Origin of the sequence: Pseudomonas sp. B707 (assembly GCF_022496685.1) — a bacterium.
GTDB classification, from domain to species: domain Bacteria; phylum Pseudomonadota; class Gammaproteobacteria; order Pseudomonadales; family Pseudomonadaceae; genus Aquipseudomonas; species Aquipseudomonas paraglycinae.
This window is the reverse complement of sequence record NZ_WTVE01000036.1, coordinates 111,646-138,083: the sequence shown is the minus strand read 5'-3', so window position 1 is coordinate 138,083 and position 26,438 is coordinate 111,646. Positions and strand designations below refer to the sequence as shown.

Here is a 26,438-nt window from a genome sequence, read left to right as displayed (position 1 = left end):
TTGAGTGGTGACTGGCAGATGTGTCCGGCTTGGGATCCAGGCCCTCACCCTAACCCTCTCCCAGAGGGAGAGGGGACTGACCGCGTTGTTTCCAGGCATTCTTCGACCTGAAACATCCGGTCGATTATGGATTCGATACAGAGCTTTCAGGTCGCCGGATCACCCGAGCATCCCGCAATCAGTGCCCTCTCCCTCCGGGAGAGGGCTAGGGTGAGGGGTGGTTCTCAAGCCGAGCCCCAAACCTACAAACACCGCATATCCCTAGTGCTCCCCAAGGATCGCTGGCAGACTGCCAATCCTTTTACGCCGTTCGTTTTGAGGCTGTATGCCAACGTTTTCTGAGCGTCATGTAGTGTTCTGGGTCAGTTGCATCATCATTTTCGGCGGTCTGTTGCTGGTGTTGCCATTGCGTTTGCTGCCCAGTCTGCTCGCCGGGCTGCTGGTATTCGAACTGGTCAACATGCTCACCCCGCAACTGCAACGGCTGATCGAAGGTCGCCGTGCGCGGTGGCTGGCGGTGGCGCTGCTGGGCACGCTGGTAGTGAGTGTGCTGGCGTTGATCTTTGCCGGGGCCATCAGTTTCCTGTTGCACGAGGCGGAAAACCCCGGCGCTTCCCTCGATAAATTCATGGGTGTGGTCGACCGCGCGCGTGGGCAACTCCCGCCGTTTCTCGACAGTTACCTGCCGGCCAGTGCCGCCGAATTCCGGGTGGCCATCGGTGAATGGGCGAGCAAACACCTGTCCGACCTGCAACTGGTGGGCAAGGACGCGGCGCACATGTTCGTGACGCTGCTGATCGGCATGGTGCTGGGCGCGATCATCGCCTTGCAGCGCGTGCCGGACGTCACCAAGCGCAAGCCGTTGGCGGCCGCCCTGTTCGACCGTCTGCACTTGCTGGTTCAGGCGTTTCGCAACATCGTGTTCGCGCAGATCAAGATTTCCCTGCTCAACACGTTCTTCACCGGGATCTTCCTGGCGGTGATCCTGCCGATGTTCGGGATCAAGCTGCCGCTGACCAAGACCCTGATCGTGCTGACCTTCCTGCTCGGTCTGCTGCCGGTGATCGGCAATCTGATGTCGAACACGCTGATCACCATCGTCGGCCTGTCGCTGTCGATCTGGGTGGCCATTGCGGCGCTTGGGTACCTGATCTTTATCCACAAGCTCGAATACTTTCTCAACGCGCGCATCGTCGGCGGGCAGATCAGTGCCAAGTCCTGGGAGTTGCTGCTGGCAATGCTGGTGTTCGAGGCCGCGTTCGGCTTGCCGGGGGTAGTGGCGGGGCCGATTTATTACGCGTATCTGAAGAGTGAGCTGAAGCTGGGCGGGATGGTTTAAAAGCAGCTGCGAGTTTTGAGCTGCAAGCCGCAAGAAAAAGGCAAGAGCGGTGGTCGCTCTTGCCTTTGCTTTTACTTGTAGCTTGAAGCTTGCAACTTGAGGCTGGCGTTAAACGCCGTAGCGCTTCATGGCTTCAATCGCCAGGCCGCTGCCGATGCTGCCGAAGATATTGCCTTCCACATGCCGCGCGTTCGGCAGCATCGCCGAGACGCTGTTGCGCAGTGCCGGAATGCCGCTCGAGCCACCGGTAAAGAACACCGTATCAACCTGACCCACCGCCACATTGGCGTCCGCCAGCAACTGGGTGACGCTGCCGCGCACGCGCTCCAGCTGCGACTCGATCGCCGACTCGAACAACGCCCGGGTCAGTTCCACGCTCAGGCCCGGCTCGATGCGATCCAGCGGCACATGGCGGCTGTCGTTGTGGGTCAGCTGAATCTTGGTTTCTTCCACTTCCATCGCCAGCCAATGCCCGGCGCGCTGTTCGATCAGCTTGAACAGACGGTCGATGCCGCCGGTGTCTTCGATGTCGTAGCGCATGCTGCCCAGGGCCAGGGTCGATTTCTGCGAGTACACCGAGTTGATGGTATGCCAGGTCGCCAGGTTCATGTGGTGACTGGTCGGCATGAACGCGCCGCTTTTCATGCGGCTGCCGTAGCCGAACAGCGGCATCAGGCCTTGCAGGCTCAATTGTTTGTCGAAGTCGGTCCCGCCGATGTGCACGCCGCCGGTGGCGAGGATGTCGTCGTGACGGTTATCCACACCACGACGCTCGGGCGACAGGCGCACCAGCGAGAAGTCTGACGTACCGCCGCCGATGTCGACGATCAGCACCAGTTCTTCCTTTTCGATGGTCGACTCGTAGTCGAAGGCTGCGGCAATCGGCTCGTACTGGAACGACACGTCCTTGAAACCGAGTTTGCGCGCCACTTCCACCAGGGTGTCTTCGGCTTCCTGGTCGGCCAGCGGATCGTCGTCGACGAAGAACACCGGGCGGCCCAGTACAACCTGCTCGAACTCCCGACCGGCGGCAGTTTCCGCGCGGCTCTTGAGCTGGCCGATGAACAGCCCGAGCAAGTCCTTGAACGGCATCGCGGTGCCGAGAACGCTGGTGTCGTGCTTGATCAGCTTGGAACCGAGAAGACTTTTGAGCGAGCGCATCAGCCGGCCTTCGTAGCCTTCCAGGTACTCGTGCAGCGCCAGACGGCCGTATACCGGACGGCGCTCTTCGATATTGAAAAAGACCACCGATGGCAGGGTGATCTTGTCGTCTTCCAGCGCGATCATCGTTTCCATGCCGGGGCGCAGCCAGCCGACGGTGGAGTTGGACGTGCCGAAGTCGATGCCGCAGGCACGGGCTGGAGAGGCGTCTTTCATGGTCTTTCGGTTCCGGTCAAAAAAACGGCCGCGCAGTGTATGTCAGTGCGCGACAGATTCGAAGGCCGGTCATCTGCTATTTCACGACTAAGCTTGCTTGAAACTCGGCGCTTTGCCCCAAACTTGCTGGCATGGGTCGGCAGAAATACCGGCGGTCGCAAGAACCGCCGTCCACTGCCGATAAACTTCTGCTGCGCCACCCGGTCACAAACTTGAGATCGGTCAACCCGGCACGCGCGAATAGGCGCATGCTGGGATCGGCGCGAAATCGATAACGGATGGTGATTCCTTCGATGGACTTCAAAGACTATTACAAGATACTCGGCGTGGAGCCGACGGCTGACGACAAGGCAATCAAGGCTGCCTATCGCAAGCTGGCGCGCAAATACCACCCCGATGTCAGCAAGGAAAAGGACGCCGAGGCCAAGTTCAAGGACGCCTCGGAAGCCTATGAAGCGCTGAAAAGTGCCGACAAACGCGCCGAATACGATGACCTGCGCCGTTACGGCCAGCACGGTCAGCCGTTCCAGGGCCCGCCGGGCTGGCAGAGCCGTGGCGGCTTTGGCAACAGTGGCGGTCAGGACACCGGTGACTTTTCGGACTTCTTCAGTTCGATCTTCGGCAATCGCGGCCCCGGTTTCGGTGGCGGCGCTGGCCGGCAATCCCGCAGCGCCGGACGGCGAGGGCAAGACGTGGAACTGGAACTGCCGATCTTTCTGGAAGAGACGCTTTCGAACGAATCGAAAAAGATCAGCTTTCAGGTGCCGCAATACAACGGTTCGGGCCAGCACGTCAGCAACACCAGCAAGAGCCTGAACGTGAAGATCCCGGCCGGCGTGGCCGACGGCGAGCGCATCCGCCTCAAGGGTCAGGGCGCACCGGGCATTGGTGGCGGCGCCAATGGTGATCTGTACCTGACCATCCGTTTCGCGCCGCACCCGAAATTCGACGTCGAAGGCGAAAACCTGATCATCACCTTGCCGCTTGCTCCCTGGGAGCTGGCGCTGGGCGCCGAAGTGGCCGTGCCGACCCTGACCGGCAAGATCAACCTCAAGGTACCGGCCGGCAGCCAGAATGGCCAGCGCATGCGAGCCAAGGGCCACGGCCTGCAGAACAAGGCCGGCGAGCGCGGTTATCTGTTCGTCCAGCTCAAGGCCGTGATGCCCAAAGCCAACGGCGATGACGTCAAGGCGCTGTGGCAGGAACTGGCGAAGAAGGCCGCCTTCAATCCGCGAGAGAACTTCTGATACTGACGACGGAGTAGCCCATCATGAGCAGCCCCCTGATCGTTCAACTGGACATGGCAGAATTCTGTGAGGCGGCCGACCTGTCGGACGTCTACGTGATCGAAATCGTCGAGCACGGCATCCTCGAACCTCAGGGCACGCAGCCCCGGGAATGGCGCTTCACCGACTACGAACTGGCCCTGGCCAAACGCGCCGCCAAGCTGCGGCGCGACCTTGACCTGGAATGGGAAGGCGTCGCCCTGGCGCTGGACCTGCTGGAAGAAGTGCAGGAGTTGCGATCCGAGAACCGCATGCTCCGTCAGCGTCTGGCGCGGCTGGTGGTCGAGTAGCGCTTCAAACCTGTCTGGGCAGCGTCACGCTGAACAGCGTTCCGTCGGCTTCGCTTGAACTGACTTCGATCGTCCCGCCGTGGGCGGTCACCACTTCCTTGATGATGAACAGGCCCAGACCGAGGCTGGTCGACGGCTGGCCGAGTTCTTCGTCGGCACTGCGCACCAATGGATCGAAAATCGTACCGATGGCTTCTGCGGGAATGGGGTTGCCGCAGTTGTGCACGGTCAGAAGCACGTGCCCGGCTTCTCCCTTCAACGTCACGATCACTTCGCGCGGATCAGACCCATGCTGCAAGGCATTGCCGATCAGATTCTGCAGCAGTTGATCGATCCGTCCGGCATCCCAGTTGCCACGGGTGTCACCCTCGGTTTTCAGTGTCGGATCACTTTCCGGATTGCCGGCGCAGGCTTCGGCGATGGCCGCGCGCGCCGCGTCGGCCAGGTCCATCGGTGCCGGTTCGATCGGCAGGCTCTTGCCCAGGCGGCTGCGCACCAGTTCCAGCAGGTCGCTGACCATCGCCGCCATATGCCGCGCACCCTGTCTGATGTTCAGCGCGCAGGTCAGCGCATCGCCTTCCAGCGCCGTTTTGCGCATCAGCAACTCGGTGGACATGCTGACCGCTTGCAACGGTGCGCGCAGGTCATGGCCGAGGATGGCGAGAAAGATATCCCGTGAATGAGCAACCTGTTCGGCGTAAGCGGCCGTCGATTCGGCCAGGGCTTCATCAACGGCTTCGTTGAAACGGATCATGTCCTGGAAGTACGCGATGTCCGGTGATTCCAGACTGTTGACCCAGAGGCGGATCACACAGGCACGCAAATGACGGAATTCGGACGTCATCTGCACCAGGTCGAAACCCACTGTATGGCGCAACTCTCCGTGGCTGGCACCGGCCTCGTCCAGGCTCGGGGTTTTCTCCGGGCCTTCGCCTTTGGCTTTGGCAATCTGCTCGCTGGCGGTCTGTGCGGTGTCCATGTCGCGGGCGGCGGCCAGCAGAATCTCTCTGGCATGATCGCGCAGCGCCGTTCTGTCCATGGTCTCGGCCGCCGGGGTGATGGTCCTGGCGAACTGTTCCCACTCCTCGACGATGTGATCCGCGTGTTGCCGGATAAATTCGGATAAACGCATGTCCGGGTTCCTGGAAATTCAAGTCGGGGCGTTCGAATATTAGCCCCTTTGGGCGGGAATGAAAGTGCCGCTCGGGCCTGAAATCTCCGCTGACAAGACGCCGTGCCGCGATACCTATGTACCGCCGCCGTTGAGTCTCGCCATGGTCTGCTTTCGCTCCATTTCAAGGAGTGAAACCATGCCCGAAATCCCTGTCTCCCTCTCTTCAACCGATAACGTTACCTCCTCGCCGGGGCCGCTCGCGACGCAAAGTCTGCACGCCGATTTCCTGCACAAGGCCAGCCCGGACTGGTTGGTCAACGCACCGGTTCGACAGCAGGACGCGCTGAAAAATGCCATTGCCGCCACACCGGACTGGTACAGGCGCGCGTCGCGCGATCAACGCAAAGCCGTGGGCGATGCCGTGACCGCCAGCCTCGCCGCCCAGACCCGCCTGGACAACGTCATGTCAACCTTCCAGGACATCGACAGCTTCGCCGCGCCGTTGTTGACCAGGGCCCTCAAGGACCGCTTCAACGTGACGCTGGATGTCAGCAAGACCTGGCTGGTGCTGAATAAACCGGTGGAGATGGGCATCTTCGCCATCGACATCGATTACTTTGAGGTATTGAAACTGCCTCTGCTACAGGCGGCGCTGCACAACTTCGAAGCCCGCGAATGCAAAAGCGGGGCTTTTCATGAAACATCGGGATTTCGCAGTGAAAGCCTGGAACCCGGCACCCTTGCGCCGTTGAGCACTTCCCTGACGGTCGAGCAGTTCACCGGCCTGTGCCGCTCGCTGGATATCGGGGCGAAATACCAGGCTTACCTCAAGGATTTCCTGCACCCCAGGGACGCGGTGGCCGAGCACGTGCTGCGCGATAAATTCATCGACGCCCATAAAACCGCATTGCGTGCGGCTGCCGAACTGGCATTGGTCAAAGGTGATATCGGGCGTGAAGACTACGCCTCGATTCGTTCAATCCTCGACGGTGAGCTGGCACCGGTTCAGGGCGATCGGCAGATATGGTTTCGCGATCTGAGCCTGATGGGCCGGCGCATGACTGGCTGCGTCATGTTCACGATCTGTGAGAAGTACCGTTACAGCGACGATTCGATTCTGTATATCCCGGGCGATCCCTATCACCCGCTCAAGCGCTACAGGGGCGGGGAGATGGCCGCGATGTTCAAGCGGCGGTTCACCGCACCCGATGCTACTCAGGCTCATCCAGCGGAACCCAACGGCTACCAACGGTTTTTCAGCCAGTTCGTCGCGTATGCCGACCGCTCGCGTTACTTCGGCCAGTTCACTGACGACCCGCCGAACCGTACGCTCGCCCAAAGGCTGGCGCCCTATGAAGCGCTGCTCAATGAGTTTTACAAAGCGGTCAATCCATTCAACGCCGCCCTGACCGGTATTCACGAACTGCCGCCTGCGCCGTCGATCGAGCAGGTGCCGAACACCGATCCCTATCTGAACCCGGTCGGCCTGCCGCGCAAAGGCCATGGCATCTGGGCGCAAAACGTTGACTTGTGGGATTACCTTTATCACCGGCATCGCGACCGGATGATGGACGATGCCCGCAGCCATGCAGTGCCGACGGCGGATGTCGATGCCAAAGTGCGTTCGGAAAAATTCGCCGGATTGTTGAACATCGGCATGCTGGTGCTGATGGGCGTCTCGATGTTCGTGCCGGTTTTGGGTGAAGTGATGATGGTGGTGATGGCCGGGCAACTGCTCGAAGAAACCCTTGAAGGCGCCACCGAGTGGAGCGAGGGTGATCGCAAGGCCGCCAAGGCGCATCTGATCGATGTCGCGCAGAACCTGGCGTTGATTGCCTTGATGGCGGGTGCCGGCAAAGGGCTCGCCCGGCTGACCGCCGCCCGATCGACACCGGTCATCGAGAACCTGCATCAGGTGGAAATGCCCGACGGCACGGCCCGCTTGTGGAAGCCTGATCTGAGTGGCTACGAGAGTCCGGTCACACTGGACGCGAACGTTGTACCGAATGCGCTGGGGCAGTACGAGTCGGGAGGAAAAACCTGCATCCGCCTCGACGGCAAGACTTACCAGCAGACTTACGACGAGTCGCTCAAAGCCTGGCGCATCCAGCATCCGAGCGATTCGCAGGCCTATCAGCCGCCCCTGACGCATAACGGCGCCGGTGCATGGCGGCATACCCTGGAACGCCCGCAGGACTGGGACCGGTTGATGTTGTTGCGGCGTATCGGCCACAGCACTGACCCGTTTGCTGACGAGCAATTATTGACGATGGCCGATGTGGCCGGTGTCAGCGACAACGCCTTGCGCAAGATGCACCTGGACAACGCCTTGCCGCCGCCGGAACTGGCCGATGCCATGCAACTGTTCAACGCCGAGCGCGATGCCGGATCGATCGTCGAACAGGCAACCGGCACTCAGGCAGTCGACAGTCGCTTCATGCATCTGTTGCCGCTGCTTCCCGACATGCCACGCTGGCCGTTCGGGCGCAGGCTGCAGATCTTCGACAATCCTGACTTCTCGGGGCGGGCAATCGGTTACGGGACGAAGCGCGGCGGCAAGGCGCCGATCCGGATCAGCCGGGCCGAGGTGCTGAACGGTGAGCTACCGAGCCGGATACTCGCGGCACTGGATGAGGCGGAGACGGTGCGTCTGCTGGGTGGCGAGCCTGCACGGGTTCGCGCGTCGAGGGCCCAGGAGTTCTCCAGGCAGATTGCCGACTACGCCAGCGCGCACCAGCCTGCGTTGTTCGACAGTCTTCTCAAGGCAACCGAGCCAGTCGAGCCCCGGGCGGCAAAGCTGCAACGAGTCGTCCCCGGGCTGACCGGGCGGGCCGCAACAGCTGCGTTGGGCGAGGCCAACGCCGAGGAACTGGCCCGATTGGACGGCACTGCGAAGGTCCCTTCGCATTTGCAGGAGCTCGGTCGCTGGTATGGCCAGCAAGGACGCCTTACCCGGGCGCTGGCCGGGTTGCGCAGTGAGACCATGGCCTCGCCCGACAGCCGTCATCTCGCGTTGCAGACATTGGGTCGGCTGCCGGGCTGGTCGGATGACGTGCGTCTGGAACTCCGCGAAGGCAGTATCAGCGGCCCGCTGCTGGATGCCATCGGCAGCGAAACGGCCTCTGCACACAAGTATCTGGTCAAGTACGCCGATGCCTTTCAAGCCGCCAACGAGCGTGGCGAGCCGCTCAATGGCATTCCCCACAGGGGGGATAACTTTTTCAGCTCGTTGATGCATGCCTTGCCCGATCCGGCACGGCAGGCGCTGGGGCTGCCGCATGTCGGACAGAGCGTCGAGCTGCAAGGTGCGATCGCTGAACGAGCGCTTGCCGAGCGCAGTCAGTCGGCCTGGCTTCTGCGTGCAGGCGCCGCAGAAAAACCATGGTTCAAGCCGCCGCAGCGTATTGCCTCCCGACTGCTTGGCTATCGCGCGAGTGGCGATGGGCCGGGGCCGGATCCGTCGTTGACCGGTCACGTCCAGAATGTCTACCCGGATCTTACCGATGTTCAGGCACGCGGTTTCATCCTTGAACAATGGCGTCTGGGCAAGAATGACCAGCAGATCTTTCACTTGCTCAATAATCGATTGAGCGAGTGGCGGAGTCTGGAAACAACGCTCGATCAATGGTTGATGTCGCAGAATTTGCGTTTGCGCGCTTCTCGGGACGAGTTCGTCAGTGTGGTGCAAAACATCAAGGACTGTTGGCGCAATGCACCGTTGGCCGGACACGATCCGCAAGCGGCCCGCCTGACGCTGATCAGTGACGCGTCGCTGCCTTCGTTGGCGGCGGACTTTTCCCATGTGCGCGAACTGATGTTGCGCGTTCCGGTCGTGGGCGACACGCTTGCGGCATTTCCCAATGTCGAGAAACTGACATTGACCGCCAGTGTTGCGGAGTTCGACAAAGTGCTCGCGACGTTGAGGACGCTGCGGCACATGACCCGCCTGAAACTCTCCACACCGATTACCGGGCAAGTGGCGACACGGCTTCGGGAACTGAACCGGCTTGAAGAGCTGGAGTTGCACTGTTCCTCTGGAGGCATGAACCCGGTGGTGCCCATGACGCTCGACGTCGGCGGCATGCGCCAATTGCGCAGGCTCGAAATCGGCAGCCCGCAAATGCACCAATGGCCGCGCGGTGTTCTGGACTTGCCACGACTGGAACGCCTGAATTTGCGATCAACCGCGATCAATAGCCTGCCGATGGAAATCTATGAAGGCCATCAGCGGCTGTTGTCCGGCCTGTCGCTGGACTGGTCGAAATTCCCGCGTCGGGTGTTCAAGCCGATCTACGAATTTATCCGCAGCCAGCCCCGGCATTTGATCGATCTGGACGAAATGGTCGCGGATTACTGCCGCGGTGAGCTCAAGCGTTTTGTCGGCATGGAACCGAGCCTTTTCGATGTCCTGAGTACGGGGTTCAAGGCGCAATGGCCAGACATCGGCAGCCGCTTCGCCGCGATCGAAACCCTGAGCGAGCAGTTCAGCGAACTCAACCGGCTTCAGGAGTGGGTCGGTTCCGAGCCGACGGTCCTCAACGGCGGTGCAGTACGTTCGGCAGTGGCCGAGGCGCTGAAGACCAGCTGGCGCAGCGGGTTGTTCCAGCGTTATGGCGCGCGCACCGAGAGCCTGTTTTACAACCTGTATGTCAGCCTGCCCAATGATGCCTCGGTGCTGGATATTCTCGGCTCGCCGGTGGACAGTCTGCCGGCCCTGTCGCCTGAGGGGTTCGCTCATGTCAGAAGTCTGAATCTGGCCGGGTTGCAGGCCCCGGTCGAACAGTTGCGCGGTTTTATCCGCACGTTTCGCGGGGTCGATAACCTCGACCTGAGCCATTGTGGCTTGACCGAACTGCCGCTGGACTCAAGCGATCTGCCGGCACTCGAAACCCTGAACCTGCATGACAACCCGCTGAACAGCATCGATGTGCGCGGGATGAATCGCCTGATGGCACTGGACCTTAGCGCGACGACCCTGCGCGAATGGCCGGTCGGTGCGGAGTCTCTGCCGGAGCTGACCTGGCTGGATCTCAGCGACAGTCAGTTGACCGCGCTGCCGGAGGCGTTGCTGGCGCGTGATGCGTTGTTGCTTGATACCAGCCTGGTTGGCACACCGCTTACCGAGCAGGCCAAAGTGTCGCTGGGCAGTGCGCGCCAGCGCATCGAAGAGGCCAGAGGTCTGATGCCTGGATCGCTTCAGCGCTTTGCCCTGGAAGAACCGCGCCATCGCACGCCGCCTGCGGAAAGCGGCTCGGTGATCGCCCGGCGGTTGCTGCCGCTGCCTCCGCTCACGGCAACGGGCGAGGGGGCGGCCGGGTGGGCTGCTCGCGTCCGGCGTTTGCGTCCGCAGTACGACAGCGCGCAGGCGCAGCAGGCGATAGTAAGGATGCAGGGCGCCGGGTTGACCGAGGTGCAGATCGGTGCGCGAATCGACGCATGGGAGCAGACATTCGAGTCGCTGACCCGGCGTCTGAACGATTGGCTGTTCACCCATGAAACCCGCGGCATGGATTGGGTCGTGTCATCGCGCACCCGCCAACTTGCGGCGCAGCGGATCATCGAATGCTGGCGTGAAGGTACGATTGACTGGAATGGCGTGACTGATCGAGAGCTGAACCTCGACGGTCTGCAAGTCGGCAATCTGCCCGAACTGTCAGAGGCGTTTCCTGCGGTGAGCACCCTGAATCTGGCGGGGGTCAAGCTTTCCACCGATGGCTCCAGTGCTTTCCTCAGGGCATTCACGCAGGTGCGAAAGCTCAACCTCAGCGGCAACCACTTGCCGGCAATCCCTGAGCCTGTCGGGCAAATGCGTCAGCTGGAACGACTGGAACTGTCACTTACCGGCCTCGCGGATTCCGCAGCGCTGGATCAAGCGCTCGAGGGGCTGTCGCAGTTGCAGTGGCTGGACCTGAGCCATAACGGCCTGCGCACATTCAGCGTCACTCGTCTCGAGCGACTGGAGCGGCTGGACCTGCGTGACAACCTGCTCACGGCATGGCCGGAAGGCGTGCTGCAAGCGCCCCGTCTGCGAGTGATCGACCTGAGCAACAACGAGATCTCGTCGATTCCTGTCGAGTTGTACGACCGCGACCATGCCATGTTGCTCGCCGGCAGCAATCTGTCGGAGAACTACGAGATATCGCAGCAAAGCCTGATGCGCCTGCGTGAGTACGCCGATGCCCATGGGCGTCGCGATGTGTTGGGTATGACGTATGCCGATATCGACCGGATGATCGATGACATGGAAAGTACGACCGAAAGCGACGACGAAGGCGCGGGTACAGAGAGTGATGCAGAACCGGATGAAGTGGTCCCGACACTCGCTGAAAGCATCCTCGAACAACAAGCCGCGCCCTGGATTGAAAACATCCCGCAAGAGGACGCCGCACGATATCGGGCCATGTGGCAGCGGTTGGCTGCCGAGCCTGACAACGGGGCGTTCTTCCATCTGTTGTCGCGGATGCCGGATACCGAAGAGTTTCGGGTATTTCGCGCCGACCTGACCCGGCGCGTGTGGGAAGTTGTCGAGGCGGCGGATGGCAGTCAGGAGCTGCGCGACACGCTGTTTTCGATGGCGACCACCCACACCACCTGTGTTGATGGCCGCACCCTGGCGCTCAGTGAAATCGAGGTCAAGGTCTTCGAGTACAACGCCTTGCGACACTTGCAGCCCGGCCTCGCGGCGAAGGGGCGCGCCTTGCTCGACTTGTCGCGGCAGCTGTTCCGCCTGGGCGAGGTGGAAAAACTGGCCGCACGCAGCATGGGCCGTCACGCCGATCCGGCGGAAGTGCGACTGCAATACCGGATCGGTCTGACTTCAGGCTGGGAGGACGGTCTGCAACTGCCGGGGCAACCCAGCCACATGCGATTTGCCCGGCCGATCAGGGGCGAGGAGCTGGCGACCGCGCGTGACGCCGTCGTGAAGGCGGAAAAAGGCGAGCGGTTCTATGAAGAACTGATCAGCCGCGATTACTGGGTGCAGTACCTGACCGAGAAGTACCCGGATGAACTCGGTGCGCTCAAGCGCAGCGCGGATGAAAAGCTGCAACGACTTGAGGACGAATATGAGGGCGTGACCAGCACGGCATACCAAGAGGCGGTTCAGGCGCTCGAGATCGAGCGTGGTATCGAGCGCAACCAGCAACTGATTGCCCTGTCGCACCTCGAAACCGGCGAACCGGTGACGGTCGGGCTCGACGATGAGCAGCCTGGCACTTCAGGTTATCTGATGGACACCTCAACCCGCTGAGGCGCCGCCAGCCCCGATCGTCGAAAGCTCGACGACCGGGGCTTTGGCTCAGAACAGAAAGTAACGCTGGGCCATTGGCAGGGTTTCGGCCGGTTCACACCAGAGCAACACCCCGTCGGCCTTGACCTGATAGGTCTGCGGGTCGACGTCGATGTTGGGCAGGTAGTCGTTGTGGATCAGGTCGGTTTTCTGCACGTCGCGGCAACCTTTGACCACCGCGATTTTCTTCTTCAGGCCCAATGCTTCGGGCAATCCCGACGCCTGCGCCGCCTGACTGATGAAGGTCAGGCTGGTGGCGTGCAGCGAGCCGCCGTAACTGGCGAACATCGGGCGGTAGTGCACCGGTTGCGGGGTCGGGATCGACGCGTTGGCGTCGCCCATCAGGCTGGCGGCGATGGCGCCGCCCTTGAGGATCAGCGTCGGTTTCACGCCGAAGAATGCCGGGCGCCACAGCACCAGATCGGCCCATTTGCCGACTTCCACCGAACCCACTTCATGACTGATGCCATGGGTGATCGCCGGGTTGATCGTGTACTTGGCGATGTAGCGTTTGGCGCGGAAGTTATCGTTGCCTTCGCCGTCCTGCGCGAGCGGCCCGCGCTGTTTCTTCATCTTGTCGGCGGTCTGCCAGGTGCGCGTGATGACTTCGCCGACGCGGCCCATGGCCTGGCTGTCGGAGCTGATCATCGAGAACGCGCCGAGGTCGTGGAGGATGTCTTCGGCGGCAATCGTTTCGCGGCGGATGCGGCTTTCGGCGAACGCCACGTCTTCGGCAATGCTCGGGTCGAGGTGGTGGCAGACCATCAGCATGTCGAGGTGTTCGTCGATGGTGTTGCGGGTGAACGGCCGGGTCGGGTTGGTCGAACTCGGCAGTACGTTGGCGAAACCGCAGGCCTTGATGATGTCCGGCGCGTGGCCGCCACCGGCACCTTCGGTGTGATAGGTGTGGATGGTCCGGCCCTTGAACGCGCCGAGGGTGGTTTCGACGAAACCGGACTCGTTGAGGGTGTCGGTGTGGATCGCTACCTGCACGTCGTACTGGTCGGCGACGCTCAGGCAGTTGTCGATGCTCGCCGGGGTGGTGCCCCAGTCTTCGTGCAGCTTGAGGCCGATGGCGCCGGCCTTGACCTGTTCGATCAACGGCTCCGGCAGGCTGGCGTTGCCCTTGCCGGTGAGGCCGATGTTCATCGGGAATGCGTCCGCTGCCTGGAGCATCCGCGCCAGGTGCCACGGCCCTGAAGTGCAGGTGGTGGCGTTGGTGCCGGTGGCTGGTCCCGTGCCGCCGCCGATCATGGTGGTGACGCCGCTCATCAGCGCCTCTTCGATCTGCTGCGGGCAGATGAAGTGGATGTGGGTGTCGATGCCGCCGGCGGTGAGGATCATGCCCTCGCCGGCAATCACTTCGGTGCTGGCGCCGATGGCGATGGTCACGCCGGGCTGCACGTCGGGGTTGCCGGCCTTGCCGATGGCGGCGATGCGCCCGTCCTTGAGGCCCACGTCAGCCTTGACGATGCCCCAGTGGTCGATGATCAGGGCGTTGGTGATGACGGTGTCGACCACTTCGGCCGCCAGCAACTGGCTCTGACCCTGGCCGTCGCGGATCACTTTGCCGCCGCCGAACTTCACTTCTTCGCCGTAGGTGGTGAAGTCCTGTTCGACCTCGATCCACAGCTCGGTGTCGGCCAGGCGCACCTTGTCGCCGACGGTGGGGCCGAACATGTCGGCGTAGGCTTGTCTGGAAATCTTCATCTGGCGTCCTTCAGGAAAATAGCGGTGAGCCATCGACCCTCACCCTAACCCTAACCCTCTCCCAGAGGGAGAGGGGACTGATCGCGGTGAGGCGGCTATCGGTGATCGGCTCCCTCTCCCTCCGGGCGGTCCGACGTTTCGGGAGGGTTGGGGTGAGGGCTGCGGTACACGCGGACTCAGAGGTCACCCATGACCCGCCCGGCAAACCCGAACACCCGCCGGTGCCCGGCATAGTCCACCAGTTCCACCTCGCGGCTCTGCCCAGGCTCGAAGCGCACGGCGGTGCCCGCCGGAATGTTCAGGCGCATGCCACGGCTGGCCGCGCGGTCGAAGGTCAGGGCATCGTTGGTTTCGAAAAAGTGATAGTGCGAGCCGACCTGGATCGGCCGGTCGCCGCTGTTCGCCACTTTCAGGCTGACAGTGCGGCGACCGACGTTGAGTTCGATGTCGCCGGGCTGGATTTTGTATTCGCCGGGAATCATCAGTTCGCTCCTTGCAGGACTTTGTAATAGAGGGCCGTCGGGCGATAGGTGCCGTTCGGGTCGCAAGCGTAATCGGGGATTTCCCCGGCCCGGGTGTAACCCAGGGCCTTGTAGAAATCTTCGGCGGGGGAGCCGGCCTCGGTGTCGAGGTAAAGCATGCCGCGCTTGTACTGACGCGCGGTCTGTTCCAGTGCTTGCATCAACTGCTGGCCGAGGCCGCGTCGCCGGGCGTGTTCGCGCACCAGCAGTTTCTGCACCTCGGCGCGGTTCAGGCCGTTGGCCTTCTGGCACAGGCTCAACTGGACGCTGGCCTGCACCTGTTCGTCCTTGACCACCACCCACAGCAAGACGTTGCCCTTGTTCAGGTTGTCCTGCACGTCGTCGAAATAGGCGCGGGCCTGCGTGGCATCGAGGTCGGCCATGAAGCCGACGCTGGCGCCATAACCCACGGCGTCGAGCAACAGGTCAATCAGGCCCTGACGATAGTGCGCAAAACTTTCAGCATTGACGCGTCGCAGTTGGGCGGGGTTCATCGGTGTCACTCCTTGTGGGCGGGCGGCGGCTCCGCGCCAGGATTGAGGGTCAGTTGCATGAAGGTCAGGTCGAGCCAGCGGCCGAACTTGGTGCCGACTTGCGGCATCTGCCCGGTGGTGATGAAACCGGCGCGCTCGTGCAGGCGGATAGACGCAGCGTTGCCGCTCTCGATAGCGGCGACCATGACGTGCTTGTCGCAGGTTTTCGCGCGTTCGATCAGCGCGGTCATCAGTTGCGGGCCGAGGCCGTTGCCGCGCTGGTCGCTGCGCACGTAGACCGAGTGCTCGACGGTGTGGCGGAAACCGTCGAACGGCCGCCAGTCACCGAACGAAGCGTAGCCAAGGGTGGTGTTGTCGGCGTCGACGATCACCAGGATCGGATAACCCTGAGCCTGACGGGCGCTGAACCACGCCTGACGGTTGCCGAGGTCGACGGCGGATTCATTCCAGATCGCCGTGGTGTTGAGCACGGCGTCGTTGTAGATGTCACGGATCGCCGGCAGGTCGGCGTGCAGTGCATCGCGGATGGTGTAAGTCATGGCGCGGCCTCAGACGATCGGTTGGTGGACGGTGACCAGTTTGGTGCCGTCGGGGAACGTCGCTTCGACCTGGATCTCCGGGATCATTTCCGGGATGCCTTCCATCACCTGATCCCGGGTCAGCAGGGTGGTGCCGTAGTGCATCAGTTCGGCCACGGTCTGGCCGTCACGAGCGCCTTCGAGCAGCGCTGCCGAGATGTAGGCCATGGCTTCCGGGTAGTTAAGCTTCACGCCACGGGCCAGTCGCCGCTCGGCAACGAGGCCGGCGGTGAAGATCAGCAGCTTGTCTTTTTCGCGTGGGGTCAGGTCCATCGTTTTAAATCCATTTGGGCAGATTTGTGTGGTTCTTGTGGTGAGTGGGGTGCCAGTCAGACCCAGCCCTCACCCTAACCCTCTCCCGGAGGGAGAGGGGACTGATCTCGGTCGTTTTCGGTGGCCAGTTCAGTCAGTTGAATTCTCGTGTCTGAACATTTCCAGCGGTCACCTCGGTCAGGCCCCCTCTCCCTCCGGGAGAGGGCGGGGGGTGAGGGCTGGTTTTCAGGTGTTCCATATTCTTGGCGGTACAGCCTCGCGTCCCATCAATTTCGGCCGCAACAAGCGCCACAATTCAATAAGCCACGCCCGCGCCAGCAACGCTTCACTGGCCAGGCAACGGGCGACCAAAAGTCCTGGAAGTTGCGTCAGATCCCCACGCACGTGGTGGTTTAGCGAGCGGCAGCGCTCCAGCAATTCAACATCAATCTCACCGGTCACCAGCAAGGTCGCAAACACCGGATTACCATCCAGCCCGATCGGCGAATCGAGCAAGCCGTCATCGCCGACGATGCGCTGGCGCTCATGCCAGAGCAGCCGGCCATCACGGCGAATATCCAGATGCGCCTGGAAATGCCCGAGGTCGAAACGCTCGCCACTGGCCGGACGCCCGAGGGCCACCACGTCCCAGTAAAACAGTCGCGCATCGCCTTCAAGCTCGATCGAGGTCGTGAGTTCAGCCTGGGCGGCGCTGTAGACGATGGTCTCCTGGGGCAGCCATTCCAGTGTCGCGCCATCGGCGACATGCAGGTTAAGCGACTGATAAGCGGGCCCCGCCGCGCGATACCACTTGGCCGCGCCGGGGCTGGTGATCTGCGCCCAGGCGCCTTGTTCGACGCGGGTGCTGATGTCCAGCCGGTCACCCCCGGCAATCCCGCCCGGCGGGTGGACGATGATGTGCTGACAGACCTCGGGCCCTTCGGCGTACAGATGCTTTTGCACCCGCAACGGGCCTAGGTGCCGGCGTCGGGTCGGCCGCGTGCAATCGCCGAAGCGGGCGTAGGCCAGCTCCAGCTCGGCGTGCCAGCTCGGGGTAAACAGGGCAGTCGCAACAGGTAAGTTCATGTTTTCTGATTATCGTTAGGACGCTACAGATTAGACCGTAACCTCAAATAGTCACCAGCCCGCGTACACCTTCGGCTTCCATATTTTCGCCACGGCCCTGCTGCACGATCTCGCCCCGGGACATCACCAGGTACTGATCGGCCAGTTCGGCGGCGAAATCGTAGAACTGCTCCACCAGCAGAATCGCCATGTCGCCCCGGGCGGCGAGCTTCTTGATCACCGCGCCGATTTCCTTGATCACCGACGGCTGGATGCCTTCGGTGGGTTCGTCGAGAATCAGCAAACGCGGACGGCTGGCCAGTGCGCGGCCGATGGCGAGCTGCTGTTGCTGACCACCGGACAAGTCGCCGCCGCGCCGCTGTTTCATTTGCAACAGCACCGGGAACAGCTCGTAGATGAACGCCGGAACCTCTTTGGCTTCGCTGCCGGGGAAACGCGACAGACCCATCAGCAGGTTTTCTTCCACGGTCAGCCGGCCGAAAATCTCCCGTCCCTGCGGGACGTAGGCGATCCCGGCGTGCACCCGCTGATGCGGCTTGAACGTGGTGATCGGTTTGCCTTCCCAGTTCACCGCGCCTTCCTTGGCCGGCAACAGGCCCATCAGGCATTTGAGCAGCGTGGTCTTGCCCACACCGTTACGCCCGAGCAGGCAGGTCACTTCGCCGACCTTCACGTCAAAGCTCAGGCCGCGCAGGATGTGGCTTCCGCCGTAGTACTGATGCAGCTTGTCGACTTGCAGCATGTTCAAACTCTCCCCGGTGATCGTTCCCACGCTCTGCGTGGGAATGAATCCCGTGACGCTCCGCGTCACATAACGGCGGACGCGGAGCGTCCATGGCGGCATTCCCACGCGGACGGTTCGACGCCTCGACGTGGGAACGATCTGAATCGCAGGGCTAACGACCGAGGTAAACCTCGATCACGCGCTCGTTGTCCTGCACCTGTTCCAGTGATCCTTCGGCCAGCACGCTGCCCTGATGCAACACGGTGACGTGGTCGGCAATCGAACCGACGAAGCCCATGTCGTGTTCCACCACCATCAGCGAGTGCTTGCCCGCGAGCGACTTGAACAGCTCGGCGGTGAATTCGGTTTCGGCGTCGGTCATGCCCGCCACCGGTTCATCGAGCAGCAGCAATTGCGGGTCCTGCATCAGCAACATGCCGATTTCCAGAAACTGCTTCTGCCCATGAGACAGCAGCCCGGCGGGGCGATTGACCGAAGTGGTCAGGCGAATCGTGTCGAGCACTTCGCTGATCCGGTCTTTCTGCTCGCCGCTCAACCTCGCCCGCAGGCTGGCCCACACCGACTTGTCGGTTTTCTGCGCCAGCTCCAGGTTCTCGAACACGCTCAGCGCTTCGAACACCGTCGGTTTCTGGAACTTGCGCCCGATGCCGGCCTGGGCGATCTGCACTTCGCTCATCTGCGTCAGGTCGAGGGTTTCACCGAACCAGGCCTTGCCGTGGCTCGGGCGGGTCTTGCCGGTGATCACGTCCATCAGCGTGGTCTTGCCCGCGCCGTTGGGGCCGATGATGCAGCGCAGTTCGCCGACGCCGATGTACAGGTTCAGATTGTTCAGCGCCCGGAAGCCGTCGAAGCTGACGCTGATGTCTTCCAGGGTCAGGATCGTGCCGTGGCGGGTGTCGAGGCCCGGACCGACGCGTTGCCCGAGGCCGATCGAGTCGCGGCTGGTGCCTTCGTCCTTGTTCGGTTCCACCGGGAAAAAGGCCGGTTCCAGCATGAATTCAGCGCTCGCCGTGACTCTCATGATTCACCTCGTTTCTTCAGCAGACCGATCACGCCTTTGGGCAGGTACAACGTCACGACGATGAACAGCGCGCCGAGGAAGAACAGCCAGTATTCGGGGAAGGCCACGGTGAACCAGCTCTTCATGCCGTTGACCACGCCGGCGCCGAGCAGCGGGCCGATCAGGGTGCCGCGCCCGCCAAGGGCCACCCACACGGCGGCTTCGATCGAGTTGGTCGGCGACATTTCGCTCGGGTTGATGATCCCCACTTGCGGCACGTATAACGCACCGGCCAGACCACACAACACTGCGCTCAAGACCCAGACGAACAGCTTGAAACCGCGCGGATCGTAGCCGCAGAACATCAAGCGGTTCTCTGCATCGCGCAACGCGGTCAGCACCCGGCCGAACTTGCTGCGGGCCAGGCGCCAGCCGATGAACAGGCTCGCCACCAGCAGCAACACCGTCGCCAGAAACAGCACCGCGCGCGTGCCGGGTTCGGTGATGCCGAAACCGAGGATCGTGCGGAAATTGGTGAAGCCGTTGTTGCCGCCGAAGCCGGTCTCGTTGCGGAAAAACAGCAGCATCCCGGCGAAGGTCAGGGCCTGGGTCATGATCGAGAAATACACGCCCTTGATCCGCGAACGGAAGGCGAAGAAACCGAACACCAGTGCCAGCAACCCCGGCGCCAACACCACCAGGCACATCGCCCAGAGGAAGCTGCCGGTGCCGCTCCAGTACCACGGCAACTCGGTCCACGACAGGAAGGTCATGAACGCCGGCAGACCATCACCGGCGGCCTGACGCATCAGGTACATGCCCATCGCATAACCGCCGAGGGCGAAGAACAGACCGTGGCCCAGCGACAGCAGGCCGGCATAACCCCAGACCAGATCCAGTGCCAGGGCGACGATGGCGTAGCAGAGAATCTTGCCGACCAGCGTCAGGGTGTAGGCCGAAACATGCAGCGCACTGTCCGCCGGCAACAGCGACAGCAGCGGCAGGGCGATCAGCAAGGCGAGGACCACCGCGCCGATGGCGAGCGTGACTTTCGGGCCGGCCTTTTGCGTGGCCGTGACTAGTAGAGGCTGGTTCATCAGTCGATCACCCGTCCTTTCAGTGCGAAGAGGCCTTGCGGACGTTTCTGGATGAACAGAATGATCAGCGCGAGGATCAGGATCTTGCCGAGCACCGCACCGATCTGCGGTTCGAGAATCTTGTTGGCGATGCCCAGGCCAAATGCGGCGAACACGCTGCCGGCCAGTTGGCCGACGCCGCCGAGCACCACCACCAGGAACGAGTCGATGATGTAGCTCTGGCCGAGGTCAGGGCCGACGTTGCCAATCTGGCTCAGCGCCACGCCACCGAGCCCGGCGATGCCCGAACCGAGGCCGAAGGCGAGCATGTCGACGCGCCCTGTCGGCACGCCGCAGCAGGCGGCCATGTTGCGATTCTGGGTGACGGCGCGCACGTTCAGGCCGAGGCGGGTCTTGTTCAGCAGCAGCCAGGTCAGCACCACCACGAACAACGCAAAAGCGATGATCACGATGCGGTTGTACGGCAGCACCAGATTCGGCAGCACCTGAATCCCGCCGGACAGCCACGCCGGGTTCGCCACTTCAACGTTCTGCGCACCGAACACCAGTCGCACCAGCTGAATCAGCATCAGGCTGATGCCCCAGGTGGCGAGCAGGGTTTCCAGTGGTCGACCGTAGAGGTGACGGATCACCGTGCGCTCCAGCGCCATGCCGATGGCGGCCGTGACGAAGAACGCCACCGGCAGCGCGATCAGCGGATAGAACTCGATGGCATTCGGCGCGTAGCGCTGGAACATCAGCTGCACGACGTAGGTCGAGTAGGCGCCGAGCATCAGCATCTCGCCGTGCGCCATGTTGATCACACCCAGCAGGCCGAAAGTGATCGCCAGACCCAGCGCCGCGAGCAACAGAATCGAACCGAGAGACATGCCACTGAAGGCCTGGCCGAGCAGTTCGCCGACCAGCAGTTTGCGCTTGACCTGGGCGAGGCTGGTTTCGGCGGCGGTGCGCACGTTGGCATCGGTTTCGACGCCGGGTTCGAGCAGGCCTTCGAGGCGGGTGCGGGCCAGTGGATCGCCGGTTTCACCGAGCAGACGCACGGCCGCGAGGCGCACCGCCGGGTCGGTGTCGACCAGTTGCAGGTTGGCCAGCGCAAGGCTCAGGGCGGCGTGGACGCTTTCGTCTTGTTCGCCAGCCAGTTGCTGGTCGAGGAATTTCAGCTGCGCCGGTTTGGCGCTTTTCTGCAATTGCTGCGCGGCGGTCAGACGGGTTTTGGCGTCGGCGGCGAGCAATTGGTGGCTGGCCAGAGCGGTGTCGATCAGACCCCGCAGGCGGTTGTTCAGGCGCAGGGTTTTGGGTTGGCCGTCGACGGTCAGTTCGCCTTGTTGCAGGGCGTTGATCAGTTCGATACGCGCCGGATCGGGCTGCGCGGCCCAGGCTTCCAGCAGTTTGGCCTGTTGCATCGGGTTGGCGGCGACGAAGTCTTCGGCGTCGCTGGCGTGGGTCATCATGGGCAACAGGAGCAAGATGGCCAGGATAATGCGGTAAAAGGCAGTGGGCATGGGTGGTGCTTCCTGTGTTGCGGTGGCCGATGGAGCGGTGTCCGACTGCGAAATCCAGCCCTCACCCTAGCCCTCTCCCGGAGGGAGAGGGGACTGACCGAGTTGTCTGTTCATCAAGCATCGACCTGAAAAAACAGAGTCGAACTCAGGCTTTGAAAACGATGGAGATCTGCTCCCTTTCCCCCTCTCCCTGAGGGAGAGGGCTGGGGTGAGGGGGAAGGTCTCAAGTCCGCCTCAAGGTCTGAATCCGCCTCAGTTGCTCTTCACCGCATACTCCGGCTTCTTGTCATTACCCGGAATGAACGGGCTCCAAGGCTGCGCACGAATCGGCCCCTCGGTCTGCCACACCACGTTGAACTGACCATCGCTCTGGATTTCGCCGATCATCACCGGTTTGTGCAGGTGGTGATTGGTCTTGTCCATGGTCAGGGTGTAGCCGGACGGCGCGGCAAAGGTCTGGCCGCCGAGGGCTTCGCGGACCTTGTCGACGTCGGTCGATTTGGCTTTCTCCGCCGCCTGCGCCCACATGTGGATGCCGACGTAAGTGGCTTCCATCGGGTCGTTGGTCACCGCTTTGTCGGCGCCCGGCAGGTTGTGTTTCTTCGCGTAGGCTTTCCAGTCGGCGACGAATTTCTTGTTAGCCGGGTTATCCACCGACTCGAAGTAGTTCCACGCCGCGAGGTTGCCCACCAGCGGCTTGGTGTCGATGCCGCGCAGTTCTTCTTCACCCACCGAGAACGCCACCACCGGTACGTCGGTGGCCTTCAGGCCCTGGTTGGCCAGCTCTTTGTAGAACGGCACGTTGGAGTCGCCGTTGACGGTGGAGATCACAGCGGTCTTGCCGCCGGCCGAGAATTTTTTGATGTTGGCGACGATGGTTTGATAGTCGCTATGACCGAACGGGGTGTAGACCTCTTCGATGTCTTTGTCCGCTACGCCTTTGGAATGCAGGAACGAACGCAGGATCTTGTTGGTGGTGCGCGGGTACACATAGTCGGTGCCGAGCAGGAAGTAGCGCTTGGCGCTGCCGCCTTCTTCGCTCATCAGGTATTCAACCGCCGGGATCGCTTGCTGGTTTGGCGCGGCGCCGGTGTAGAACACGTTCGGCGACATCTCTTCACCTTCGTATTGCACCGGGTAGAACAGCAGGCCGTTGAGTTCTTCGAACACCGGCAGCACCGATTTGCGCGACACCGAGGTCCAGCAGCCGAACACCACCGCGACCTTGTCCTGGGTCAGCAACTGCCGGCCCTTTTCCGCGAACAGCGGCCAGTTCGACGCCGGGTCGACCACCACCGGCTCAAGCATCTTGCCGTTCACCCCGCCCTTGGCGTTGATCTCGTCGATGGTCATCAACGCCATGTCCTTGAGCGACGTTTCGGAGATCGCCATGGTGCCGGACAACGAATGCAGAATCCCGACCTTGATGGTCTCGGCGGCCTGTACGGTCCAGGTCATGCCCATCGCGGCAATGGATGCCGTGAGTGTGAAAGCCTTGATCAAACTGCGACGCTTCATTGTGCGATCTCCATGAACGTTAAAGTTTTTTATGGTTGGCAGATGCGAACGACTGAAGGCTGTTTTGCAAGGGCTGTGCCCGGTCGGGTTTGGGCAGGGAAATGTCGGTTTAGAGCGGTCGCGCGCGGAGACGGCGCACCATGAGGGGACGTGTTGCATGCAAAGGTGCAGCGGGGTGCGCCAGATTGGGGCGCACCCGGAGGATTCAGCGGCGGCGCATCAGGCCGATGAAGAACAGCCCGCCGAGGGCAGCGGTGGCAACACCGAGGGGCAGGTCTTCGGGGGCGATCAGCGTCCGCGCCGCGACGTCGACCCAGACGAGGAAAACGCTGCCGAGCAACACGCACACCGGCAGCAGACGCCGATGCTCGGCACCGATCAGGCGCCGGGCAATGTGCGGCACCATCAGCCCGACAAAACCGATGGAGCCGCTGATCGACACCAGCACCCCGGTCATCAATGAAGCAATCACGAACACCCGCAGACGCACCGCCCGGGCGTTCAGGCCGAGGGTGACGGCGGTCTGTTCGCCGGCCATCAAGGCGTTCAGCGGACGGGCCATGCCGATCAGCAGAATCAGTCCGAGCAACACACTGAGCGCCGGCACCGCCAACAACTCCCAGCGCGCCAGACCGAGGCCGCCGAGCATCCAGAACATCACCGCCGAACTGGCCCGGTGATCGCCCATGAACAACAGCAGATTGGCGATAGCCATCATCACGAACGAAACGGCCACGCCACACAGCAGCAGACGATCACTGTCCAGCCGACCCTGGCGGTTGGCGATGCCCAGCACCAGAAACATGCTCAACAACGCGCCGATGAACGCGGCAATCGGCAAGGTCAGCAGTCCGACGATTTCGCCGACGTGCAGTACCACAATCACTGCACCGAGCGTGGCGCCGGAGGTGACGCCAAGCAGGTGCGGATCGGCCAGCGGATTGCGCGTGACCGCTTGCAACACCGCGCCGATCAGCGCCAGCCCGGCACCGACCAATGCACCGAGCAGCATGCGCGGTACGCGGATCAGCCAGACGATGTGTTCCTGACCGGCGCTCCAGTCCGGCACACCGAGGCCGAACAGTTTGTGCAGCAGAATCCGCCACACCACGTCCACCGGCACTCGCGCCGGGCCGAAGCCCAGCGACACCACGCAGGACACCAGCAATACGGCACCGAGGGCGATCAGCAGCAGCGCATAGCGACGGTCGATCATTCGCCGTGGAAACCTTTGGCCAGGGTTTCCACCGCCAGCACGTTGTCGATCCCCGGCGTGGCCTGCACGTAAGGGATGACGATGAAGCGCTGGTTCTTGATCGCGTCCACCGATTGCAGCGCCTTGTTCTTCAGCAGGAATTCAATCTTTTGCTCGGCGGTGATTTCGCTGTAGTCGACGATCACGATCACCTGCGGATTGCGCTCGACCACGGTCTCCCAGTTGACCCGGGTCCAGCTCGCTTCGACGTCATCGAGAACGTTGCGCCCACCGGCCGCGTCGATCAGCGCTTGCGGCATGCCGAGGCGGCCGGAGGTCATGGCGCGGTCTTCGCCGCTGTCGTACAGGAACACCCGTGGTTTTTCAGCGGGCAGGTCTTTGCGGATTTCGGCGACCTGACTTTGCATGTCAGCGATCAGCGCGTTGGCGCGATCCTGCACGTCGAAAATCTTTCCGAGGTTGCGCAGGTCGTTGTAGGTGTCGTCCAGCGTCGCGGCCGGGCGCTTCATCACGAAGGCGCAGGACTCGGTCAGTTCATACACATTGATGCCCAGCGGTTGCAGGGTCTGCGGCGTGAGATCGCCACCGACGCGCATGCCGTAATCCCAGCCGGCGAAGAAGAAATCGACGTTGGCGTTGAGCAGGGTTTCCACCGACGGGTACTTGGCTGCCAGCTCCGGCAGACCGTCGAGAAGACTCTGCATTTCAGGCGTTACCGACTTCCAGCCACTGACGCCGCTGTAGCCGGCCATCTTCGACTTGAGGCCGAGGGCGAGCATCATCTGGGTCATGTTGATGTCGTGGCTGACCGCGTGCTTCGGCGCTTCCTTGAAGGTGACTTCACGGTTGCAGCTCTGGATCGTCAGCGGGTACTTCGTGGCCTCGGCGAAGGCGTGGGTGGTGCCCAGCAACAGAGCGAGGCAAAGCAGGGAGCGCACAGTCATGGTCGGGTTATCCAGGTGATTCGCGGGTAGCCGTGAAGGGGGTGAGGATCGATCAATGCTTCGACGCCGAACACGTCGCGCAGCAGTTCGACGGTCAGGACTTGTTGCGGGGTGCCGCTGGCGACGATGCGACCGTGGTTGATCACATACAGCCGGTCGCAGAACGCGGCAGCCAGGTTCAGGTCGTGGATGCTCGCCAGCGTGCCGATCTGCAAACGCTTGACCAGTTGCAGCAGTTCCAGCTGATAGCGCGGGTCGAGGTGGTTGGTCGGCTCGTCGAGGATCAGCAGTTGTGGTTGCTGGGTCAGGGCCCGGGCGAGGATCACGCGTTGTTTTTCACCACCGGACAACGTGGCGAACGCGTGGTCTTCGAAGCCGTCGAGGCCCACGGATTTGAGGGCCTGGGTGGCGAGATGGCGGTCTTCCAGCGTGTCGCCGTCGAACAGGCCTTTGTGCGGCGTGCGGCCCATGGCGACCACTTCTTCGACAGTCAGGCCGAAGACGTCGGGGAATTCCTGGAGGACGACGGCGATGCGTTGCGCACACCAGCGTGAGGATTGCTTCCACACGTTGTGGTGATCGAGTCTGACCTCACCGGTTTCCGGCTGACTGAAGCGGTAGGCGCAACGCAACAGGCTGGTCTTGCCGCTGCCATTGGGCCCGATCAGCCCGACGAACTCACCGGCGGCCACTTGCAACGAGGCGTCACGCAGCTGGAACTGGTGATGACAGTGGCCGTGGCCCAAGGGGGACCAAGCGAGATTAGTGAGGGACAGTGAGGTCATGTGAGGTTCAGTGTGATTTCTAAGGTTATGTCTGTCTGGTAGATCCATCCCCCTCACCCCAGCCCTCTCCCCCAAGGGGGCGAGGGGGAAAGGGAGCCGATCTTCGTGCTCTTCAAATCCTGAGTTCGACCCGGTATTTCAGGTCGGTGTAACTTGCCCAAACACCTCGGTCAGCCCCGTCCATAGGGGAAATGGGAGCCGATCTTCGTGCTCTTCAAATCCTGAGTTCGACTCGGTATTTCAGGTCGGTGTAACTTGCCCAAACACCTCGGTCAGCCCCGTCCATAGGGGAAATG

Annotated in this window: 20 protein-coding genes; 4 read left to right on the top strand and 16 right to left on the bottom strand. The window is 62.2% G+C overall.

Features of this window, described 5'->3' with window-relative positions:
• The first annotated feature begins 325 nt into the window (after positions 1-325).
• Entirely contained in the window at positions 326-1,339 is a 1,014-nt protein-coding gene (locus GQX66_RS27850) for a membrane protein (protein ID WP_007950612.1), read from the top strand.
• 108 nt (positions 1,340-1,447) lie between these two features.
• Here the strand turns inward: GQX66_RS27850 and GQX66_RS27845 are convergent, their stop codons facing one another.
• A complete protein-coding gene (locus GQX66_RS27845) occupies positions 1,448-2,716 on the bottom strand; it encodes an Hsp70 family protein (RefSeq protein ID WP_240872093.1) in 1,269 nt (422 codons plus the stop codon).
• Between the two features lie 293 nt (positions 2,717-3,009).
• Here GQX66_RS27845 and GQX66_RS27840 point away from each other — a divergent pair, with 293 nt between their 5' ends.
• A complete protein-coding gene (locus GQX66_RS27840) occupies positions 3,010-3,963 on the top strand; it encodes a DnaJ C-terminal domain-containing protein (protein WP_102688381.1) in 954 nt (317 codons plus the stop codon).
• A gap of 23 nt (positions 3,964-3,986) precedes the next feature.
• Positions 3,987-4,292: a chaperone modulator CbpM gene (locus tag GQX66_RS27835; protein WP_085746536.1), complete on the top strand. Its 306-nt coding sequence runs from the start codon at positions 3,987-3,989 to the stop codon at positions 4,290-4,292.
• A 4-nt stretch (positions 4,293-4,296) separates the two neighbouring features.
• On the opposite strand, the gene GQX66_RS27830 is transcribed toward GQX66_RS27835, so the two are convergent.
• A complete protein-coding gene (locus GQX66_RS27830; RefSeq protein WP_085746537.1) occupies positions 4,297-5,424 on the bottom strand; it encodes a sensor histidine kinase in 1,128 nt (375 codons plus the stop codon).
• A gap of 178 nt (positions 5,425-5,602) precedes the next feature.
• On the opposite strand from GQX66_RS27830, the gene GQX66_RS27825 reads away from it, so the two are divergent.
• On the top strand, positions 5,603-12,655 hold the full coding sequence (locus GQX66_RS27825; RefSeq protein WP_240872092.1) for an NEL-type E3 ubiquitin ligase domain-containing protein: 7,053 nt from the start codon (positions 5,603-5,605) through the stop codon (positions 12,653-12,655).
• Between the two features lie 48 nt (positions 12,656-12,703).
• Here GQX66_RS27825 and ureC read toward each other — a convergent pair whose 3' ends face one another.
• The 14 genes from ureC to GQX66_RS27755 all read right to left on the bottom strand — a co-directional run bounded on the left by ureC (position 12,704) and on the right by GQX66_RS27755 (position 26,142).
• Entirely contained in the window at positions 12,704-14,404 is a 1,701-nt protein-coding gene (gene ureC, locus GQX66_RS27820; RefSeq protein ID WP_085746539.1) for an urease subunit alpha, read from the bottom strand.
• 176 nt (positions 14,405-14,580) lie between these two features.
• Positions 14,581-14,886: an urease subunit beta gene (locus GQX66_RS27815; protein WP_007950605.1), complete on the bottom strand. Its 306-nt coding sequence runs from the start codon at positions 14,884-14,886 to the stop codon at positions 14,581-14,583.
• Entirely contained in the window at positions 14,886-15,419 is a 534-nt protein-coding gene (locus GQX66_RS27810) for a GNAT family N-acetyltransferase (RefSeq protein ID WP_039766745.1), read from the bottom strand. Before GQX66_RS27810 ends, GQX66_RS27815 begins: the two co-directional genes overlap by 1 nt.
• Before the next feature lie 5 nt (positions 15,420-15,424).
• Positions 15,425-15,958, bottom strand: coding sequence for a GNAT family N-acetyltransferase (locus GQX66_RS27805; protein ID WP_007950603.1), 534 nt, complete (start codon positions 15,956-15,958; stop codon positions 15,425-15,427).
• 9 nt (positions 15,959-15,967) lie between these two features.
• On the bottom strand, positions 15,968-16,270 hold the full coding sequence (ureA, locus tag GQX66_RS27800) for an urease subunit gamma (RefSeq protein WP_039766748.1): 303 nt from the start codon (positions 16,268-16,270) through the stop codon (positions 15,968-15,970).
• A 225-nt stretch (positions 16,271-16,495) separates the two neighbouring features.
• Positions 16,496-17,335, bottom strand: a complete 840-nt coding sequence (locus GQX66_RS27795) for an urease accessory protein UreD (protein ID WP_240872091.1) — start codon at positions 17,333-17,335, stop codon at positions 16,496-16,498.
• Between the two features lie 43 nt (positions 17,336-17,378).
• Positions 17,379-18,077: an urea ABC transporter ATP-binding subunit UrtE gene (urtE, locus tag GQX66_RS27790; protein WP_007950600.1), complete on the bottom strand. Its 699-nt coding sequence runs from the start codon at positions 18,075-18,077 to the stop codon at positions 17,379-17,381.
• A 154-nt stretch (positions 18,078-18,231) separates the two neighbouring features.
• Entirely contained in the window at positions 18,232-19,074 is an 843-nt protein-coding gene (gene urtD, locus GQX66_RS27785) for an urea ABC transporter ATP-binding protein UrtD (RefSeq protein ID WP_169432587.1), read from the bottom strand.
• Between the two features lie 23 nt (positions 19,075-19,097).
• Positions 19,098-20,177: an urea ABC transporter permease subunit UrtC gene (gene urtC, locus GQX66_RS27780; RefSeq protein ID WP_102688366.1), complete on the bottom strand. Its 1,080-nt coding sequence runs from the start codon at positions 20,175-20,177 to the stop codon at positions 19,098-19,100.
• Positions 20,177-21,679: an urea ABC transporter permease subunit UrtB gene (gene urtB / locus GQX66_RS27775; RefSeq protein WP_102688365.1), complete on the bottom strand. Its 1,503-nt coding sequence runs from the start codon at positions 21,677-21,679 to the stop codon at positions 20,177-20,179. Before urtB ends, urtC begins: the two co-directional genes overlap by 1 nt.
• Positions 21,680-21,931: 252 nt before the next feature.
• The gene (gene urtA, locus GQX66_RS27770) at positions 21,932-23,197 is read right to left on the bottom strand and encodes an urea ABC transporter substrate-binding protein (protein WP_007950596.1); all 1,266 of its coding nucleotides are present in this window, start codon (positions 23,195-23,197) and stop codon (positions 21,932-21,934) included.
• Between the two features lie 205 nt (positions 23,198-23,402).
• Positions 23,403-24,413 (bottom strand): iron ABC transporter permease, encoded by a 1,011-nt coding sequence (locus tag GQX66_RS27765; protein WP_240872090.1) that lies wholly within the window; start codon positions 24,411-24,413, stop codon positions 23,403-23,405.
• Positions 24,410-25,357 (bottom strand): ABC transporter substrate-binding protein, encoded by a 948-nt coding sequence (locus GQX66_RS27760; protein ID WP_240872089.1) that lies wholly within the window; start codon positions 25,355-25,357, stop codon positions 24,410-24,412. Before GQX66_RS27760 ends, GQX66_RS27765 begins: the two co-directional genes overlap by 4 nt.
• Positions 25,354-26,142 carry an ABC transporter ATP-binding protein gene (locus GQX66_RS27755; RefSeq protein WP_240872088.1) on the bottom strand — a complete coding sequence of 263 codons (789 nt, stop codon included), beginning with the start codon at positions 26,140-26,142 and terminating at the stop codon, positions 25,354-25,356. Before GQX66_RS27755 ends, GQX66_RS27760 begins: the two co-directional genes overlap by 4 nt.
• Between the last annotated feature and the right edge of the window lie 296 nt (positions 26,143-26,438).